This window comes from Aeromonas allosaccharophila, from assembly GCF_016026615.1.
GTDB classification, from domain to species: domain Bacteria; phylum Pseudomonadota; class Gammaproteobacteria; order Enterobacterales; family Aeromonadaceae; genus Aeromonas; species Aeromonas allosaccharophila.
The window spans coordinates 4127036-4144857 of the sequence record NZ_CP065745.1; the positions used below are offsets into that span (position 1 = coordinate 4127036).

General features: G+C 60.0%; 19 protein-coding genes. 10 read left to right on the forward strand and 9 right to left on the reverse strand.

Annotated elements, in window-relative coordinates; all coding sequences use genetic code 11:
* Window positions 1-60 precede the first annotated feature (60 nt).
* A complete protein-coding gene (deoD, locus tag I6G90_RS18980; protein WP_033135484.1) occupies window positions 61-777 on the forward strand; it encodes a purine-nucleoside phosphorylase in 717 nt (238 codons plus the stop codon).
* A 75-nt stretch (window positions 778-852) separates the two neighbouring features.
* Here the strand turns inward: deoD and I6G90_RS18985 are convergent, their stop codons facing one another.
* Together I6G90_RS18985 and I6G90_RS18990 are read right to left on the reverse strand one after the other, a co-directional pair.
* Window positions 853-2718 (reverse strand): sensor domain-containing diguanylate cyclase, encoded by a 1866-nt coding sequence (locus tag I6G90_RS18985; RefSeq protein WP_197928728.1) that lies wholly within the window; start codon window positions 2716-2718, stop codon window positions 853-855.
* Between the two features lie 66 nt (window positions 2719-2784).
* On the reverse strand, window positions 2785-3396 hold the full coding sequence (locus tag I6G90_RS18990) for an AhpA/YtjB family protein (protein WP_111806135.1): 612 nt from the start codon (window positions 3394-3396) through the stop codon (window positions 2785-2787).
* Between the two features lie 120 nt (window positions 3397-3516).
* Here I6G90_RS18990 and serB point away from each other — a divergent pair, with 120 nt between their 5' ends.
* Both serB and I6G90_RS19000 read left to right on the forward strand, forming a co-directional pair.
* Complete coding sequence (serB, locus tag I6G90_RS18995; RefSeq protein ID WP_197928729.1) at window positions 3517-4527, forward strand: phosphoserine phosphatase SerB; 1011 nt, start codon at window positions 3517-3519, stop codon at window positions 4525-4527.
* A gap of 28 nt (window positions 4528-4555) precedes the next feature.
* Window positions 4556-5461, forward strand: coding sequence for an alpha/beta hydrolase family protein (locus I6G90_RS19000; protein ID WP_197928730.1), 906 nt, complete (start codon window positions 4556-4558; stop codon window positions 5459-5461).
* Between the two features lie 54 nt (window positions 5462-5515).
* Here the strand turns inward: I6G90_RS19000 and I6G90_RS19005 are convergent, their stop codons facing one another.
* Entirely contained in the window at window positions 5516-7894 is a 2379-nt protein-coding gene (locus I6G90_RS19005; protein WP_197928731.1) for a PilZ domain-containing protein, read from the reverse strand.
* A gap of 100 nt (window positions 7895-7994) precedes the next feature.
* Between I6G90_RS19005 and radA the strand changes: the two genes are divergently transcribed.
* On the forward strand, window positions 7995-9362 hold the full coding sequence (gene radA, locus I6G90_RS19010) for a DNA repair protein RadA (protein ID WP_005340481.1): 1368 nt from the start codon (window positions 7995-7997) through the stop codon (window positions 9360-9362).
* 79 nt (window positions 9363-9441) lie between these two features.
* Here the strand turns inward: radA and I6G90_RS19015 are convergent, their stop codons facing one another.
* On the reverse strand, window positions 9442-9822 hold the full coding sequence (locus I6G90_RS19015) for a PilZ domain-containing protein (RefSeq protein ID WP_042063002.1): 381 nt from the start codon (window positions 9820-9822) through the stop codon (window positions 9442-9444).
* 100 nt (window positions 9823-9922) lie between these two features.
* Window positions 9923-10405 (reverse strand): Rsd/AlgQ family anti-sigma factor, encoded by a 483-nt coding sequence (locus I6G90_RS19020; protein ID WP_042063003.1) that lies wholly within the window; start codon window positions 10403-10405, stop codon window positions 9923-9925.
* 330 nt (window positions 10406-10735) lie between these two features.
* On the opposite strand from I6G90_RS19020, the gene I6G90_RS19025 reads away from it, so the two are divergent.
* Window positions 10736-11008 carry an HU family DNA-binding protein gene (locus I6G90_RS19025; protein WP_033135475.1) on the forward strand — a complete coding sequence of 91 codons (273 nt, stop codon included), beginning with the start codon at window positions 10736-10738 and terminating at the stop codon, window positions 11006-11008.
* A 142-nt stretch (window positions 11009-11150) separates the two neighbouring features.
* Here the strand turns inward: I6G90_RS19025 and I6G90_RS19030 are convergent, their stop codons facing one another.
* From I6G90_RS19030 to I6G90_RS19040, 3 genes are all read right to left on the reverse strand, one after another.
* Window positions 11151-11594, reverse strand: a complete 444-nt coding sequence (locus I6G90_RS19030) for a PACE efflux transporter (protein WP_197928733.1) — start codon at window positions 11592-11594, stop codon at window positions 11151-11153.
* 164 nt (window positions 11595-11758) lie between these two features.
* Window positions 11759-12616 (reverse strand): alanyl-tRNA editing protein, encoded by an 858-nt coding sequence (locus tag I6G90_RS19035; protein ID WP_197928735.1) that lies wholly within the window; start codon window positions 12614-12616, stop codon window positions 11759-11761.
* A 109-nt stretch (window positions 12617-12725) separates the two neighbouring features.
* On the reverse strand, window positions 12726-13949 hold the full coding sequence (locus tag I6G90_RS19040; protein WP_197928737.1) for an Nramp family divalent metal transporter: 1224 nt from the start codon (window positions 13947-13949) through the stop codon (window positions 12726-12728).
* A gap of 237 nt (window positions 13950-14186) precedes the next feature.
* Here I6G90_RS19040 and rpsF point away from each other — a divergent pair, with 237 nt between their 5' ends.
* From rpsF to I6G90_RS19060, 4 genes are all read left to right on the forward strand, one after another.
* Complete coding sequence (gene rpsF / locus I6G90_RS19045; RefSeq protein WP_033135470.1) at window positions 14187-14573, forward strand: 30S ribosomal protein S6; 387 nt, start codon at window positions 14187-14189, stop codon at window positions 14571-14573.
* A gap of 30 nt (window positions 14574-14603) precedes the next feature.
* Window positions 14604-14834 (forward strand): 30S ribosomal protein S18, encoded by a 231-nt coding sequence (rpsR, locus tag I6G90_RS19050; protein WP_005313392.1) that lies wholly within the window; start codon window positions 14604-14606, stop codon window positions 14832-14834.
* A gap of 49 nt (window positions 14835-14883) precedes the next feature.
* Window positions 14884-15330 (forward strand): 50S ribosomal protein L9, encoded by a 447-nt coding sequence (gene rplI, locus I6G90_RS19055; RefSeq protein ID WP_042063007.1) that lies wholly within the window; start codon window positions 14884-14886, stop codon window positions 15328-15330.
* Window positions 15331-15431: 101 nt separating this feature from the next.
* On the forward strand, window positions 15432-16175 hold the full coding sequence (locus I6G90_RS19060) for a ferredoxin--NADP reductase (protein ID WP_139707683.1): 744 nt from the start codon (window positions 15432-15434) through the stop codon (window positions 16173-16175).
* Between the two features lie 37 nt (window positions 16176-16212).
* On the opposite strand, the gene I6G90_RS19065 is transcribed toward I6G90_RS19060, so the two are convergent.
* The gene (locus tag I6G90_RS19065; RefSeq protein ID WP_111807709.1) at window positions 16213-16509 is read right to left on the reverse strand and encodes a hypothetical protein; all 297 of its coding nucleotides are present in this window, start codon (window positions 16507-16509) and stop codon (window positions 16213-16215) included.
* 255 nt (window positions 16510-16764) lie between these two features.
* On the opposite strand from I6G90_RS19065, the gene I6G90_RS19070 reads away from it, so the two are divergent.
* Window positions 16765-17775, forward strand: a complete 1011-nt coding sequence (locus I6G90_RS19070; protein ID WP_197928739.1) for a Preprotein translocase subunit SecY — start codon at window positions 16765-16767, stop codon at window positions 17773-17775.
* Window positions 17776-17822 lie beyond the last annotated feature (47 nt).

The window sequence follows — 17822 nt, forward strand, 5'->3', positions numbered from 1 at the left end:
CTTCGGCGGCGGGCAATTTATAAAACAATAAAACTCAACCTGTGTGAAGGAATCAAGAGAATGGCAACTCCTCATATCAATGCGAAAGATGGCGCCTTTGCTGATACCGTGCTGATGCCGGGCGACCCCCTGCGCGCCAAGTACATCGCTGAAACTTTCCTGGAGAACGTCGAGCAGATCTGCGACGTGCGCAACATGTTCGGCTTTACCGGTACCTACAAGGGCCGTCGTATCTCCGTCATGGGTCACGGCATGGGTATCCCGTCCTGCTCCATCTACGCAAAAGAGCTGATCACCGATTACGGTGTGAAGACCCTGATCCGCGTGGGCTCCTGTGGTGCCGTGCGTGAAGACGTGAAACTGCGTGACGTGGTGATCGGTATGGGTGCCTGCACCGATTCCAAAGTAAACCGTCTGCGTTTCAAGGATCATGACTTCGCTGCAATCGCTGACTTCGACCTGGTTGCCAATGCTGTTCAGGCTGCCAAGAACAAGGGCACTCCGGTGCGCGTTGGTAACATCTTCTCCGCCGATCTGTTCTACACCCCGGATCCCTCCATGTTCGACGTCATGGAAAAATACGGCATCCTGGGTGTCGAGATGGAAGCGGCCGGTATCTACGGCGTGGCTGCAGAGTACGGTGCCAAGGCACTGACCATCTGCACCGTCTCCGACCATATCCGTACCGGCGAGCAGACCACTGCCGAAGAGCGTCAGCTGACCTTCAACGACATGATCGAGATCGCGCTGGACTCCGTCCTGCTGGGCGACAAGTAATCTGTCGTAGTGGCATGACAAGTGGAATGAAAACGGCGGCCTTCGGGCCGCCGTTTTGCATTTCTGCGGCTGGAGTCATAGGTCGAGGGCGAAGCGCCCCTTGCCCGCCAGCTTGGCCCGATACATGGCGGCATCCGCCCGGTGCAGCAGCTCGTCGATGTGGCAGTGTTGACCATGACGACAGATCGCCCCGCCAATGCTGCCCGCCAGCGGCAGCCGGTGGCCAGCCACATCCCAGGGTTCGGCCATGGCGGTCAGCAGCCGTTGGCAGAGGGCTGGCAGCTCCTGCTCCGGGTGGCACAAGTCGGGCAGTATGATGGTGAATTCGTCGCCTGCGAGGCGGGCCACCATGTCGCCGGGACGTACTTCGGCACAGAGCACGCTGGCGAAGCGGTGCAGCAGGGCGTCCCCCACATGGTGTCCCAACCGGTCGTTGATCTCCTTGAAGCCATCCAGATCGAGAAATAGCAGGCCGAGCGCTTCCCCGTCATGGTGTACCCGCTCCAACTCGCGGGTCAGGCGCAGGGTGAACGCGCGCCGGTTGGGCAGGGTGGTGAGCGGGTCGTGGCTGGCATCATGTTCAAGCTGGCTCTGCAGCGCCTTGAACTGGGTGATATCGGCACCCAGGATATAGATCCCGGCCTCGTCACCCCGGCTTGGGATCATGGTGATCTTGAGATCGCGCGGGCCGATGGGCAGCTCGAAGCGGTATTCGAAGCTCACCTGCTCCCCCGCCTGCGCCCGGGCCAAATAGGTCATGGCATTGGCATAGGCGGCTTCACCGATCACTTCCCGCGCGCTCATATCCAGCATGCGTTCGGGATCGAGCCCGAAATAGCGGCAGTAAGCCTGATTGGCAAACAGGTAGCGCCCCCCTGGTGAGAGCATGCTGATGGTAACCGGCAGGCCGTCGGTGATGGCGCGCAGTCGGGCACGGTTGCGCTCCACCTCGGCCATTGCGATGTGCAGTTGCTCGACGGTTGCCGACTGCTCGCGGGTGCGTTCCCGCACCTGCATCGCCAGCCCCAGCTGCAGCTGCAGCAGCTTCTCTTCGGCCAGCTTGCGCTCGGTGAGATCGGCAAACACGGCGATCAGGTGGGGGGCCACGGTGCGGCTTTTGCACAGGGTTACGCTCAGTTGTACCCAACAGTGACGGCCATCGGCACGCAACATCCGCTTCTCCAGCCGGTAGTGCTGGCGCTTGCCAGCGATCAGCGCCTGGAAGAGCGGTAGTTCCCGCGGCAGATCGTCGGGATGGGTCATGGCTTGCCAGGTTTTATTCAGCATCTCCTGTTCGCGATAACCGAGCAGCTGTTGCAGGCCCGGATTGGTTTTGAGCCACACCCCCTCCATAGAGGAGAGCGCCATGCCGACCGCCGACTGGTTGAAGGTCTGGGTGAAGAGATGCTCCTGATCTTCCAGCACGTTGCTGAGGCTGCGCACCTGATGGCGCCGCTCGAGATCGTGCAGGGTGCTCTCTACCAGCAGGCCGAAATCATCGAGATCCTGGCGCTGCGCCTCATCGAGGGTGCGCGGCTTGCTGTCTACCAGACAGAGGGTGCCGAGTACTACTCCGTCCAGCGCCCGCAGGGGGCGACCGGCGTAGAACACCACATGGGGTGGGCCGAGCACCAGCGGGTTGTCGGCAAAGCGGGGGTCGATGCGGGCATCCGGCACCTGCATGATGCCGGGCTGCAAAATGGCGTGGCCACAGAAGGAGTGCTCCCGGCTGATTTCGCATAGAGGGATGCCGGTGTGGGAGAGAAACCACTGGCGATCCACATCGGTCAGGGAGACCAGTGCCACGGGCAGATCAAAATGGCGGCTGATGAGGCGGGTCAGGCGATCCAGCTGGGCGATGGGCTCGCGGTCGAGCAGCCCGAGGATCCGCAGTCGTGCCAGCCGACTCTCTTCATCCACGGGTAAAGTGGGGGCAATCATGCAGCTCTCCTGCTGGTTGTGCCATCAAGGATATATATACAAGGTGGCAGGGGGATCGGCGCCGGTCTACGGCTGATCGGCAGGTTTGCTCTTTTTCTTGTGTTTGCGCACCCGCATGTAGTTGCGACGCACGCCATAGGAGATGAGTAGCCCGGCCAGCAGGGCAACCAGCAGCATCAGCCGCTGCTTCTCCTGCACTACTTTGAGTCGGGTATCCTTGTCTGCCAGCAGCTTTTGCTCTTCCAGGGTGATGCGCAGGTAGCCGATGGTCTGAGCGCCATCGAGGATCTCCTGTACGAACTGGATCCGCCCCTTGCCCTGATCCGGCAGCGACTTGTTGTCGCTGCCGATGGGCAGCAGGCTCTCCAGCGGCACCGCCTGCTCCGACTGGGCGAGGGGAATGCCGCGTCCGTCATAGAGGGTGACATCGAGGATCTCCGGCTCGGCCGCCAGATCCCGCGCCAGCCGTTCCAGCTCGCTGCTTTTGTCTTCCTTGATCCAGCGTTTCATGTCGCGGGCGGCATAGGCAACCAGCGCCTGCGCCCGGTTGCGCGCTTCGCTGTGCAGTGACGCCTGGCTTTCGCCCTGCATATGGATGAGCACGCCGAGTACCCAGCAGCCGAGCAGAATGCCGGCGGCCAGGCTGAGAACACGTTTGATGGGAAGATGACGCTGCAAGCGTGAGACCTCATGGTGACAAGGAGTGGCGGGATCTTGGCGCTTGCCTGTACAAAAAGCAATACGCTACTCTGGGCCAGCATTGTTAACCCCCTGATCACCAAGGAAGGCGTATCCCTTATGTTGTTGTCCCGGCTCCCCCCTCTGTTATCCGATTGGCCCGCGTTGTTGTCAGGATCACCCTGTTGGCAGCTCAGCGCAGATGCGTTGCAACCGACAGAGACTCCGCAGGCTGGCGGCTGGTTGGTGCTGTTTGGCAAGGGGCTGGGTGCATCTCATCTGGCGCATCTGTCGCCACTGTTGGCCGCGCAGGGGCTGGCAGCCACCCTCTATCCTCCCAGCGAGGTGGCGGGTGTGCCGCTGCTGCTGCTTGGCTGCGATCGCTTCTCTCCCGAGCTGGTTGCCGAGCTCAAGGGCGGTGAGTGGGAGATCGATCTCTGTCATTTGCCCGCGCTGCCGACCCTGAGCGAACCCGGCCTGTTGGTGATGGACATGGATTCCACCGCGATCCGCATCGAGTGTATCGACGAGATTGCCCGGCTTGCCGGGGTCGGCGAGCAGGTGGCGGCAGTAACTGCGGCAGCCATGCAGGGCAAGCTGGAGTTCTCCGACAGCCTGCGCAATCGGGTGGCCCTGCTGGCAGGGGCGCCAGTCACCATTCTCGACCAGGTGGCGGCCAACATGCCGTGGATGCCCGGCTTGCAGTTGATGGTCGATACCCTCAAAGGGGCGGGTTGGAAGGTGGCCATCGCCTCCGGCGGGTTTACCCGTTTTGCCGGTGAGCTGCAGCAGGCGCTGGGGCTCGACGCCATCTTCGCCAACGAGCTGGCGGTGGAAGAGGGGCAGTTGACCGGCGAGGTGAGCGGGCGCATCGTCGATGCCAGCGTCAAGGCCGAGGTGTTGCTGCAGTTGGCGCAGGAGTACGGCATTGCTGCCGCCCAGACTGTGGCCATCGGCGATGGCGCCAACGATCTCAAGATGATGGGCGTTGCGGGCCTTGGCATCGCCATTCACGCCAAACCGCTGGTGCGGGCGCAGGCGGCGGCCACCCTCAATCATCACGATCTGGAAGGGGTGATCTGCCTGTTGGCAGCACGGGCCTGCAGCGAGCGGCGTTGGGACCAACACTGACCGTGTTTCAAGGAGGAAACCCATAAAAATGGAATTGTTGCAGCAGTCTCTGTTTATTCCCTGTGGCGCCCATCAACTGCATGTTCGCCACATCAAACCCCGGGTCGCCGTGCATGGCGAGCCGATCCTGATGGTGCACGGCGCCATCGAGAACGGCCGGATCTTCTACACCGAATCGGGCAAGGGGCTGGCCTGCTTTCTGGCCCGCCACGGCTATCAGGTCTATGTGGCTGATTTGCGGGGGCGGGGGCTCAGCACTCCGGCCATCGCCGAGCAGGCGGAGCACGGTCAGCACGAACTGATCACCGAGGATCTGCCCGCCCTGCACCGCTGGATTGCCGAGCGCCATGGCGGCTTCAAGGTGCACTGGGTGGCCCACTCCTGGGGCGGCGTCATCATGGCCTCGACTCTGGTGCGCTTTCCCGAGCTGGCAGATCAGGTGGCCAGCCTGCTGTTTTTTGGCACCAAGCGCGGAGTGTCGGTGCACAATCCCGAGCGCTGGCTGAAGGTGGATCTGATCTGGAACCGGTTGGCCCCCTGGCTGGCCCGCCGCCGCGGTTTTCTGGCGGCTCGCAATCTGAAGATCGGGGCGGACGACGAGCCGCTGCGCTATCTGCAGGAGACCATCCCCTGGGTCAAGTGCGGCCCCTGGCAGGATCCCCACGACGGTTTTGCCTATGACGAGGCGGCAGCGCGGGTCAACTGGCCGCCGCTCTGGATGATCTCGGCCAAAGCGGACAAGGTGCTGGGTCACCCGACCGATGTGCGCCGTTTCAGCGCCGAGATGGGCTCGGCCACCCGCCACACCCGTCTGGGGCGGGATAATGGCAACCGCCTCGATTATGACCACATCAACATGCTGACCGCTCCGCAGGCGCAGGAGGATCACTTCCCCCAGATCCTTGACTGGCTGCTCAATCCGCAGGCGGCATGACAAAAAACAGGGCGCATCGTGCGCCCTGTGTCATTTGGGAGTGTTTCGCGATCTTCAGTTCAGCGGCGGCGTGATGCCAAAGCGGAACAGGGTGGCCCGGGTGGTATCGGTCAGCTCGCCGACACCCACCACGCTCCACAGCTCCTCTTCCAGCTTTTTGGCCTTGTGGATGGCGAACTTGGCTATGTAGTCCAGCTCGTTGGCGATGAAGTTGGTGTCGGGCCGCCCGGTGCGGGAGATGCCGACCAGTACCGAGTAAAACTCTCCCTGTTGTTGTGCCAGTTCGATGAACTGGCGTTTCTCCTTGCTGCTGACAAAGCTGCTGGCCAGCCGGCTGTTGAAGATGGGCAGGCCCGCCTTGGTCTGGATGCTGGCGATATAGACCTCGTCTTCTCTTGGTTTGTCCTCCCGCTCGATGGCGCGCAGCGGGTTCATCAGCAGATCCTTGAGCAGTTCCCCCTGAAACAGCGGGTAGAGGTTCTCCTGCTCCGGCAGCTCGGCACAGGCTTGCAGCAGCCGCTGCAGACTGCGCGGTTGCAGCGACTTGCCGATGGAGGCCGGTTTGGGCGCCCCTTTCAGCTTGTTGACGTAGACCGGCGAGTTGAACAGGTGATGGGTGTAGATGTTGCGCAGTGCCCGCGCCAGCCCCCGATAGCGGCGCTGCTCCTGCGCCGCCTTGAGCTTGTTCTGGTTGCTCTCGATCAGCAGGCTGAAGAATTGGCGGCCGGTATGGCGATCCGAATCCCCCTCGATGCAGAGGTGCAGCACGGTACGGGTCATGTTGAGGCTGACCAGCCGGTAGGAGAGGTGCTGCAGATCCATGCTCTTGGAGAGCTCCTGCAAACGGGGCAGGGCGATGGTCACCACATCGTTCTTCTCGCCGACGAAGGCCTCTTCCAGCTCGATTTGCAGGCCGTGAGTCGAAATGTCGCGGGTCCAGCCGATCCAGGATTTGCCATTGTGGTGGATGGCGACCGCCGTCTTGTGGATGTAGCGCGACTCTTTGCGCAACTGCACATAGTGCAGGGTCTCGATCTCGAACGGGGCGACGCCCTGCTCGTGGCCAAAGCGTTGCAGCTCGTTGGCGTTGTTGCTGACCCCTTCCTGATGAAACTCCTCGCGCTGGGACTCCAGACCGATCTCCTGTAGCAGGCCGCAGTAGCCGATCTGCTTGAGCCGCTCGAGCAGCAGGATATCTTGCAACTGCGGGTTGTCCTGCCCCTGCAGTTGGCCCACATCTGCCTCGACCAAATCGCACGCCTCCAGCGAGAATTTGTAGACCCGCCAGCTGGGGCGGCGCGAGCCCACCTGGAAGAAGAGGGCGGTAAGGCCACTCTGGCGCAGCTCCTCGGCGGTCGCGGAGAAGAAGTAGATATGGCTGCGCACCGTGTGGGTAAAGCAGTAGATGATGGCCTCGGTGGTGGTGCCGGGGGCCGGGCAGAGCCGTTTCATCCGCTCGGCGTTGAAGAGGCCCGCGAGGGCATCGCGGTTCTTTTCGTCGCGCCAATACTCCAGCAGGTGCTGGTTGTTCTCGGTACGCAGGGCGATCTCGAGGTTGGGGCTGTCGCCGGTGCCGAAGAAGAGCGGCATGCCGGTCATCCGCGGCAGGTAGAACTGCTCATACCCCTTGATGATGGCGGCGGAGAGCAGGTAGTCAACGCTGACCCGATAGCGGATCTTGTTGGCCTCGATAAAGTCGCTGAGGAAGGCATCGAAGGCGGGCTGCTCGCCGGAGCGCACCAGTCTCAGCCAATATTTCCCCTCTTTGCTCTCTTCACCGAGTATCTGGTAGCCGACCGGTTGGTGCAGCACCGGATTGGGGGTGTCCCGCTCCAACCCGGTAAAGAAGACCTCCACCTGGGCGCCGGTGTGGTAGTTGGGCAGATAGGGGACCGAGACCCGCATGCCCCCAAGCGAGAGATCGGAACTTTTGGCGAACAGCTTCTCACCGTCCTGAAACTTGATCAGCACCGGCGAGCTGAAGTGCATCCGCTCCTGACGGCGGCCGTAGTAGCTGGCAAAAGCGATGGTATTGACGTCATATTGCCGGAAGGGGCTGGCAGGGGGAGAGAGCTGACCATCCACACGAGCGTTGTGGTGCTGTTTTTGCCACTGTTGCAGCGCCTCGTAGACGCCGAGAGTATAGATATCGCGGTAGAGATAGCATTGGGACTGAAACAGGCCGATCGCCTCGGCGGGCATGAAGTGGGTGATGCCGTCGAATTCATGCACCAGGCACTCATCCCCCAGCTCATCGCGCATGTCGATGACCCTGCGGCAGGGTGAGCACTTGCGCTTGAGCTCCATCTTGATCAGAAAACGGCTGTTGCTGTTTTCCTCCTGGGTCATGCGGTTGAAGATCTCGTCGAAATCTTTCTCCCGCAGCAAGGGGACGAGTTGTTCAATCAGATGTTGCTGGTGTTCTGAATCCATGTGTTCCTGCCACGGAAAGTCACTTTTCCGATTCTGGGTTTGATCTGTTGGTCGCAAACAAGTATATCAAGCAGGAATTCATCCTGTCCCCGAGTTATCAATGGCCAAAAATAAAACTGCTTATGTTTGTTCCGAATGTGGTGCCGACTTCACACGCTGGCAAGGTCAATGCAGCGAGTGCAAGGAGTGGAATACCATCACCGAGGTGCGTCTCGGGTCGGTGAGCCCCGCTGGCAAGAGTGCCCGCTACACCGGTTATGCCGGCGCGGTCGGCAGTCAGGTACAAACACTGGCAGAGATCGCCACCACTGAAATCCCCCGTTTTACCTCCGGTTTCAAGGAGCTGGATCGGGTGCTTGGTGGTGGCGTGGTGCCCGGTTCGGCGATTCTGATCGGCGGCAACCCGGGGGCGGGCAAGTCGACCCTGTTGCTGCAGACCATGTGTGGTCTCGCAGAACGGATGAAAACCCTCTATGTCACCGGCGAGGAGTCGCTGCAGCAGGTAGCGATGCGGGCCAACCGCCTCGGGCTGCCCACCGATAAGCTGCGGATGCTCTCCGAGACCAGCGTCGAGCAGATTTGCCTGATTGCCCAGCAGGAGCAGCCGCAGATCATGGTGATCGACTCCATTCAGGTGATGCATGTGGCGGATGTGCAATCATCCCCCGGTTCGGTCTCACAGGTGCGTGAAGCGGCGGCGCTGCTGACCCGCTACGCCAAACAGAATCATGTGGCCATCTTCATGGTGGGTCACGTGACCAAGGATGGCAGTCTGGCCGGCCCCAAGGTGCTGGAGCACTGCATCGACTGCTCGGTGCTGCTCGATGGTGGCCATGACTCCCGTTTTCGGACCCTGCGCTCCCACAAGAACCGCTTCGGCGCGGTCAACGAGCTGGGGGTCTTTGCCATGACCGAGCAGGGGATGCGCGAGGTGAGCAACCCCTCCGCCATCTTCCTCAGTCGGGGTCAGGAGCAGGCACCCGGATCCATCGTCATGGTGATCTGGGAGGGCACCCGGCCGCTGCTGGTGGAGTTGCAGGCGCTGGTGGACTACTCCCAGCTCTCCAACCCGCGCCGAGTGGCGGTGGGCATGGATCATAACCGGCTCGCTATGCTGCTGGCGGTGCTGCATCGTCACGGTGGGCTGCAGATGGCGGATCAGGATGTCTTCATCAACGTGGTCGGCGGGGTCAAGGTCGAGGAGACCAGTGCGGATCTGGCGCTGCTGCTGGCGATGGTCTCCAGTTTCCGGGATCAGGCACTGCCCAAGGATCTGGTGGTGTTCGGCGAAGTGGGCCTTTCCGGTGAGATTCGTCCGGTGCCGTCTGGTCAGGAGCGGTTGCAGGAGGCAGCCAAGCACGGTTTCCGTCGCGCCATCGTGCCGCACGCCAATGCCCCCAAGCACCCCATCGAAGGGATGGAAGTGGTGCCGGTCAAGAAGCTGTCCGAGGCTCTCGAGGCGCTGTAATCGTCCCGCATTGTAATTGAGACAACAGAACAGCAAAAAAGAGCGCCTCGGCGCTCTTTTTACGGGGTGGAACCTGCCATCAGGGCTGGCTATGCTCCAGATGCTCGCTCAGCAGTTGTTCCAGCTCGCGGTGGAGCAGCTCTTCGTCGCCGACGTTGAGCTCGATCATCCGCTTGAGGTGGGTGGCGCTGTCGATGTCGATGTGGTGGCAATAGAAACCCAGCTTCTTGCTGGCCTCGTGGGTCAGCTCGACCTGCATCTTGATTTCGATATCGCTACCGCTGAGCACAAAGCTGAGCTGGTACTCTTTGTTGTCACGACTCTCCCAGTCGTCGGGGCGGATCAACAGGGCTCCCTGCAAGGAGACATCGACCAGCTGAGTCTGCCACTTCTGTTCCCCCTGAGTTAGTTCTGCCATGGTCAAGTAGAGGATCCGTGCAAAACGGCGGCGCTCAGACATGCTCATCTCCTGTATGCAATAAGTGTGGACGCTAGGGTCATTGCTCTGAGTGTAATCCACCTTGGTTGCCAGTATCTTGAACTTGCTCCGAAAATGGCGTTCAGGCTTGCTGGGTAGTCAAGGATTCCACCACATGGAGCGCCTTGACCAGACGATCTTCCTGTTTGAAGCGCTCCTCCAGTACCGGACCCAGCTCGTTGAGATCGTCATCCAGCAGCAGCAGTTGGGCCTCGTCGGCATCGCTGTATTTGTCGTTGAACTCGAGAGCGAATTCGGTGCTGGTACGAATGTGGGGATAGATTCGCTTGGCCAGCTCCAGCGTTTCGCCGCTGGCTTGCTCGAAGGCGGTGACCACATGGTGGTAGATCTCGAAATGACCTGCGCTGACATAGTCGACCAGCTTTTCGCAAAAGTGCTGCAGCTCTTCCGTTTTTGGCAGGTTGCGTTGCTTGGTGCGGGCCGGGGTGAGGCCTGCCAGCCGCATATACTCGACCAGCAAGGCTTGCCTTGCATCCAGCCAGTCATCGATAGCCTTATGCTTGCCAGCCAGCGCCTGTTTGGTCTGTTCCAGTTTCGTCAACATAATCCCTCCGTGGGGCAAAGGCTGGGCGTTTGATGGGCTTCCGAGCCGTTTGAGCAGTGACATTACCTATAACTAGGGAAAATCTGACCAAGCGTCAATAGCCATGCCGGGATATTGTTAAGTGACGAAGAAATAGGCTCTCTATTGTTTCCCCATGCCTGCAGCTTTCAGGCCGGTCCGCGGTTTTTCTGGTGTGGAATGTGACTATTTCCGCAGATCTTGATGAAAACCCCAGCGTTTGACGCGTTCGGCTCGATAAAGGCTTTGCCTGTGCGTTTTTTTTTGCATAGAGTGACCCAGCGCTAAATGCCCGATCATAAAGGAAATGTTATGAACAAAGCTCAACTTGTCGATGCGATTGCCGCCAAAGCAGATCTGAGCAAAGCTCAGGCCAAAGTGGCTCTGGAAGAGATCATCAATGGTATTACCCAGAGCTTGAAAGAAGGCGATGCTGTGCAACTGGTCGGTTTTGGCACCTTCAAGGTCACCCACCGCGCAGGCCGCACCGGTCGTAACCCGCAAACTGGTAACGAGATCCAGATTGCTGCTGCCAACGTGCCTTCATTCGTGGCTGGCAAGGCTCTGAAAGACGCCGTCAAGTAAGTCCGAAAGTCTGTTTTGTCCAATGCCAGTCAGCTTGCTGACTGGCATTGTTTTTATGGGGTTCTCCCATCCTTCCTATTAGTTCTTCCTGACTTTTCCTGCTGTGCCAGTTCCTTCTGTCAGCCTTGTTGTGGCTGAGGATTCATGCCGTCTGCAGGGTGGATGGCAGCGGCCAGATCCGCTCATAGGCCCAGGTAAAGACCATGATGTAGACGAGGTAGAAGGCGACAAAGCCGAGATCCAGCATCAGGGCGTCCCACACTCCCAGATCGAGCCAGAACATGACGCAGGGGAGGGAGAGCATCATAAAGCTCGCCTCATAGCCAAAAGCGTGCAGGAAGCGGTCGAGTGGTCGCTTGTTGGTGCGCCCGCACAGTTTGAGCAACCCTTTGTCGAACAACAGGTTCCAGCCGTAGGTCCAGGCGGTGGCGACGATGGAGAAGAAGATGGCCAGCGAACCGACCTCTGCGACGCCCTGACCGAACAGCTGGCTGATCAGCGGTGCGACCAGTGCCAGCCCGATGCCTTCGTAGAGAACCAGATAGCGAAGTCGATCCGGGGTGGTGCGTAGTTGGGTACTACTCATGGGTGATGTGCCTCCTGTGGGAGGCGCATTCTAGTCAGGGAGTGGTTAAAAGAGAAGCACTAGCCCGTCATGGCTGGCGTTGAGGGGCATGATGATGCCCCCTCTTTGCGGTACTTCTCTATTGCCAAATCTGAGTGTTTACCCCAGGTGGTGAAGTTTGCGACTCAGGCGCCGGTTGGCGTGACCCGGGTCAGCATGGCAAAGCCCTCTTCCACCTGAGTGAGCTGTACCTTGACCTCTCCCAGCTCGGCTAGGGTAGCGACATGGGTACCGCCACAGGGGATGGTTACCTCTTGGCCTTCCAGCGTGCAGTGCCAGTAGCGGGAATCGATGATCGCCTCGCCAGCGCGGCTGCGGCGGATCTCGCCGCCGGCTGCGATCCAGTCGGCCAGTTGCTGATTGACCTGCTCTTCAATCAGCGCCAGATCCGCCAGCAGCGCTTCGCTGTTGACCCCCTTCTTGCGCAGACTCTTGCCGATGCGGTACTGCTCGCGTGAGCCCATGGGCTCGACCCGTGAACTCTGGATGGCAAGGCGGTCGAAGTCGGGCTGGCCCAGCGCATCACGCTCGCTTACCTCCTTGCGCCAGTAGGGAGTGAGTAACCGATTGAGGGCGAGCGCCGCCAGATGACAGCCGCTATGGCCCAGACTCAGGGCGTAGCGGGCAGCGCTATCAACTTGCAACTCTACCTGGCTGCCGACGGCTAGTGCGTGGTCACCGGTCAGCGGATGCACCACCACGAAACGCCACCCTTCAGCCCCTCGTTTGACTGGAATGGCAGTATCGACGAACAGCTCGCCATCCGGGCTGATGGCGCCCATCCGGCAAGGGCGAATGGCGGCTTCGCCCCCTTCCCAGCGAACATGGCCCACATCCCCCGGCTGATCGGGCCAGAGATGGCTCTGGGGATGAAAGGGGGTGAGGTCGGTGACCAGCAGCGTGGTGTCACCGCGCTGGCAGCAGACTACGCTGGCCTGCTCCTGATGATGGCCCAGCACGAAGCTGGCTCGGGTATGTTCCATGGCAAGGCTCCCGCAACGATAAATGAGAAGAGAAAGCGGCAGCATACGCCAAAGTGCGAAGGGGCTCATTAACCAGCGTTAATGAGCCCCTCTGTTGCTTGACGGTTTGCTAGATCATGGCAACCAGCAGGTAGGCGTTGAGGCCGATCACCAGCGCAACGATAAGGCGTCCTACCGCCTGGGTGACCGGATGGTTGCGATACTCGCCCATCAGCGCCCGATCGCCAGTCAGGATCAACAGCGGGATCAGGGCCAGCGCGATGCCAAAGCTCAGGATCACCTGACTCAGCACCAGAATTTCGGTGGTGTTGAGCCCCATGGCGATCACTACGAAGGCGGGAGCCATGGTGATGGCGCGACGCAGCCAGAGCGGGATGGTAAAGCGCACGAAGCCCTGCATCACCACTTGCCCGGCCAACGTGCCCACCACGGTAGAGCTGATGCCGGAGGCGACCAGCGAGAGGCCAAACAGGGTGGCCGCTGCCTGACCCAGCAGCGGAGTGAGGGTCTGATAGGCGGACTCCAGCTCCGCCACCTGCTGGTGGCCCGAACTGTGGAACGCTGCAGCCGCCATCGCCATCATCGCCAGATTGACGAAGCCGGCGATGGTCATGGCAATCGCTACATCGACCCGGGTGGTGTGTAGCCGCTGGCTGACCGAGCCCTGATCCTGCGTGTGCTGGGTCAGCGCCGAGTGCAGGTAGATAACGTGGGGCATCACGGTGGCACCGAGCACACCGGCGGCCAGATAGACGGCATCGCTGTTGGGCAGGCCGGGGAAGAGCGCGCCCTCCAGCAGGCTGGGCAGATGGGGGCGGGAGAAGATCAGCTCAACGATGTAGGCTGCCGCAACGAACAGCAGCAGGCCACCGACCACCAACTCCAGCGGTTTCTGGCCGCGAGATTGCAACATCAGGATCCCCCAGGTCACCACGGCGGTGATACAGGCCCCCTCCAGCAGGGTGACGCCAAGCAGCAGCTTGAAGCCGACCGCTGCGCCGATAAATTCGGCGAGATCGGTGGCCATGGCGATGATCTCTGCCTGCACCCAGTAGGCCCACACCGCCGGTTTAGGCAGTCGGTCGCGAATGTGCTCCGCCAGATTCTTGCCGGTGACGATGCCGAGCTTGGCCGAGAGGGTTTGCACCACCATGGCCATCAGGTTGGCCCACACCACCACCCACAGCAGCTGGTAGCCGAAGGTAGAGCCCGCCTGAATATTGGTGGCGAAGTTGCCCGGATCGATGTAACCGATGGCGGCGATAAAGGCAGGCCCGAGCAGGGTCAGTTTGAATTTGCGGACCGGGATCGTTTTTGTCAGTGCGGGTTGCATGGCATCACCCTCCATAAGGATATGGAGAGAGAATAGATCTAAATGATAACTATTATCAATTGGTCTTTTGTATCATTTCCATCGGGAAAAACATTTGAGGCAGTCAGTTGCAGTGAAGGATGTGATTTTGTACAATACGCCGCCCTAGAAAAGCAGCGACTAAACACCTTTATGTTCCTTGCCTCCGAGGTCTGGCTGCACCTGGGCGGAGGCTGAATTAATCCGTAAGGAGCTAAAATGCGTCATTACGAAATCGTCTTCATGGTTCATCCGGACCAGAGCGAGCAAGTACCCGGCATGATCGAGCGTTACACCGGCGCTATCACCACCTCCGGTGGCACCATTCATCGCCTGGAAGATTGGGGCCGTCGTCAGCTGGCTTACCCGATCGACAAACTGCACAAAGCCCACTACGTTCTGATGAACGTAGAAGCAGAGCAAGCCGTTATCGATGAGCTGGAAACCAACTTCCGCTTCAACGATGCCGTTATCCGCAACATGATCATGCGCACCAAGCACGCTGTGACTGAAGTTTCTCCGATGGCCAAGGCCAAGGAAGAGCGTTTTGTCCGTCGTGACGACGAGCGCCGTGAAGAAGCTACTGAAGCTGCTTCCGAAGAGTAATTCTGGATCACTGAATAGAGGATAAAGGCCATGGCACGTTATTTCCGTCGTCGTAAGTTCTGCCGCTTCACCGCCGAGAACGTTACCGAGATCGACTACAAAGATATCGTTACTCTGAAAAACTACGTCACTGAATCTGGCAAGATCGTACCGAGCCGTATCACCGGTACCCGCGCCAAGTATCAGCGTCAGCTGGCACGCGCCATCAAGCGTGCTCGTTACCTGGCTCTGCTGCCGTACACCGATCTGCACAACAAGTAAGAATCGGTCCGGCACTTAAGCCTAACTCAACTTCTCTAGAGGAAAGGTAATGCAAGTTATCCTGCTCGACAAAATCGCCAAACTGGGCGGTCTGGGTGATCAAGTCGCTGTTAAAGCTGGCTACGCCCGTAACTATCTGATCCCGCAAGGCAAAGCTGTTATGGCTACCAAGGCTAACATCGAATCTTTCGATGCTCGCCGTGCTGAACTGGAAGCCAAACTGGCTGCCGGTAAAGCTGCCGCTGAAGAGCGCGCTGCCAAGCTGGCCGAACTGGCTGCCGTTGTTATCGCCTCCAAATCTGGCGACGAAGGCAAGCTGTTCGGTTCCATCGGTACCCGTGACGTGGCTGAAGCCATCACTGCTGCTGGTGTTGCTGTTGCCAAGAGCGAAGTCCGTATGGGCAACGTTCTGCGTAACACCGGTGAGTACGAAGTTGCCGTTCAGCTGCACGCTGACGTTAAAGCAACCGTACAGATCCAGGTTGTTGCCCTGTAATAGCGATTCGCTTTTGCAGAAAAAACCCGCGCTCTTGCGCGGGTTTTTTATTTTGGGGCCCGGGGGTAGAGTGAAGGTCTGTTCCACTGGAGGAGATCCTTATGGCAGCCTGGGTCGAAGGTCGCGTCATCGAACGCATCGAATGGACACCCACCCTGTTCTCCCTGCGCGTAGCGGCCGATCTGGCCCCCTATAAGGCAGGTCAATTCACCAAGCTGGCCCTCGAGCAGGGCGATCGCCGCATTCAGCGCGCCTACTCCTTCGTCAATCCTCCCTCTGCGCCATACCACGAGTTCTATCTGGTCGAGATCCCGAGCGGTGAACTGACCCCCTCGCTCGGCTCGCTGCAAGCCGGTGATACCCTGCTGGTGCAATCCCAGGCGACCGGCTTCCTGACGCTCGATGAGGTGCCCGCCGGGCGCGATCTCTGGCTGCTCTCGACCGGCACTGCCATCGGCCCTTTCCTCTCCATGCTGGCCGATGGCGAGGCCTTCAACCGTTTCGAGAATCTGGTACTGGTACACGGGGTGCGCAAAGGCGAAGAGCTGAGCTATCAGGCTTTGATCGCCAGCTTTGCCGAGCAGCATGGCGAGTGCTTTCGCTATGTCCCCTTTGTCAGCCGCGAGCCATGGCCCGACGCGATGGCAGGGCGGATCCCGGCTGCCATCGCCGAAGGTCGGTTGCAGGCGCGAGTAGGGTTGGATTTTGCACCCGAACGGAGTCAGGTGCTGATCTGTGGCAACCCGGAGATGGTGAAAGAGACCCAGCAGACCTTGCTGGCGCTGGGGTTGGCCAAGAATCTGCGGCGGGCGCCGGGTAATATCAGTGCGGAGAACTACTGGTAATAGTCGTGGAGTCGGGGCCACGGTTGGCCCCTGACCATTACTGGTTATTACCCTGAGGGGCGGAGAGCTGGTTGGTGCTGGGCGGCTGATTGCGGTTCTCTTCATCTTCCAGATTGAATTTGACCGCCTTGCAGTCGGCTGGAGCGGTTTCGCCGATCCCCAGATCGAGGCAGTCGTTCTGGGTCCAGCCGAACTGCTTGTCATCCCAGTCCAGATTGAATTTAAGCTCATCGACGGAGAATTCGGAGCCACTGCTCTCTTGATATTGCTGTGTCGCCGCGGCGCTGCCGGTAATCAGAAGAAGGGAGAGTAGCAAAGTGGTCTTACTGTTCATGATGGCCTCGGATAATTGCAACGGTGGATGAGTCTACTGATCGGGGCTGAACCCGAGCGGAACCGTAGTGCATCTCACCATTCGATTAAGTCAGGAGGGGATTGTATCGCGTTTCTGCTGCCGATTTGTCCGTTTTGGTCGCACTCTGGGCAGCTGGTTGTCAATCTGAAGGAATTCAGTCATTTGCCCTTCTCTACGCGGGCTCGACGACTATAATCGGCAGCCAACTTTTCCTGCACAGCACACCCCTTCATCATGACCACACAGGACTCCTCCGCGCTGCGCTACCCCAAGGGGTGGTTTGCTCTGACGACGGTATACAGTTTCACCGGGTTGGCCATTCTGGCCTCCATCATCTTCTCCCTGCTGCTGTTCCTCTCCATCGATGACAATCCGCTGATGAAGTGGCTGTTTGGCGGGCTAGCCATCATTTTCGAACTGGGCAAGTTTTACGTCTGGTACGAGTACGGTGAGCGCAAGGCGCGGCGGGATCTGGGCGGCGCTTTCTGGTCGCTGCTGTTCTACAGCGTGCTGGCGGTCATCTCCATCGGCGGCAGTATCGGCGGCATTAACAGCGCCACCAACACGGTACTGAGCCAGCAGGCGCGCCACGAGCGGGAGCTCGCCCGATTCGATGAGCAGATCGCCAGCATCGAGCGGCAGATCCAGCTCAACGAGGAGGCGGCCCGCAAATATATCGAGCTGGAGCGCATCTCCAGCGGCGTCTCCTCCCTGCAGCACGCCAACACCAAGCTGCGCTTGCAGCAGGATGAGCTGCGCCAGCAGCGCGATGCCAAGCCGGTCAACGAACAATCCTCCATGCTGGGGCTGATGAGCAGTCTGGCGGACGGGGTGGGGATGAGCATCAGTCAGGTGCAGTTCCTGTTGGTCTGCTTCCTCTCGGTGCTGCTCGACGTGTTCGGCGCCTTCTTCGTCAGCCTGATCGGCGAGGAGAACCGCTTTCGCCGGATGTGGCGCTGGCAGCAGGATAAAGCTCGCATAGAGGCGCAGGAAGCGCTGGCGCTGGCGGCCCAGCACGAGCCGATAATGCCCCCCGAGCCCGCTCCCGAAGTGCTGGCGCAGGTGCGCGGTGCGCTGGTGAGCGGTGAGCTCAAGTGCAGCAAGCGCTCGGTGGGGCAGGCGCTGTCACTCTCGCTGGAGGAGGTGGATCGGGTGTTCCACCATCTGCTGTCGCAAGGGGTATTGGGGCAGGGGAGCAATCGCCACTACTACCTCAATCCGGCGCTGGAGCAGCAACCCGGATAATGAGCAGGCCACCGGAACGCGGTGGCCTTTGTCGTTATAAAGTGGCT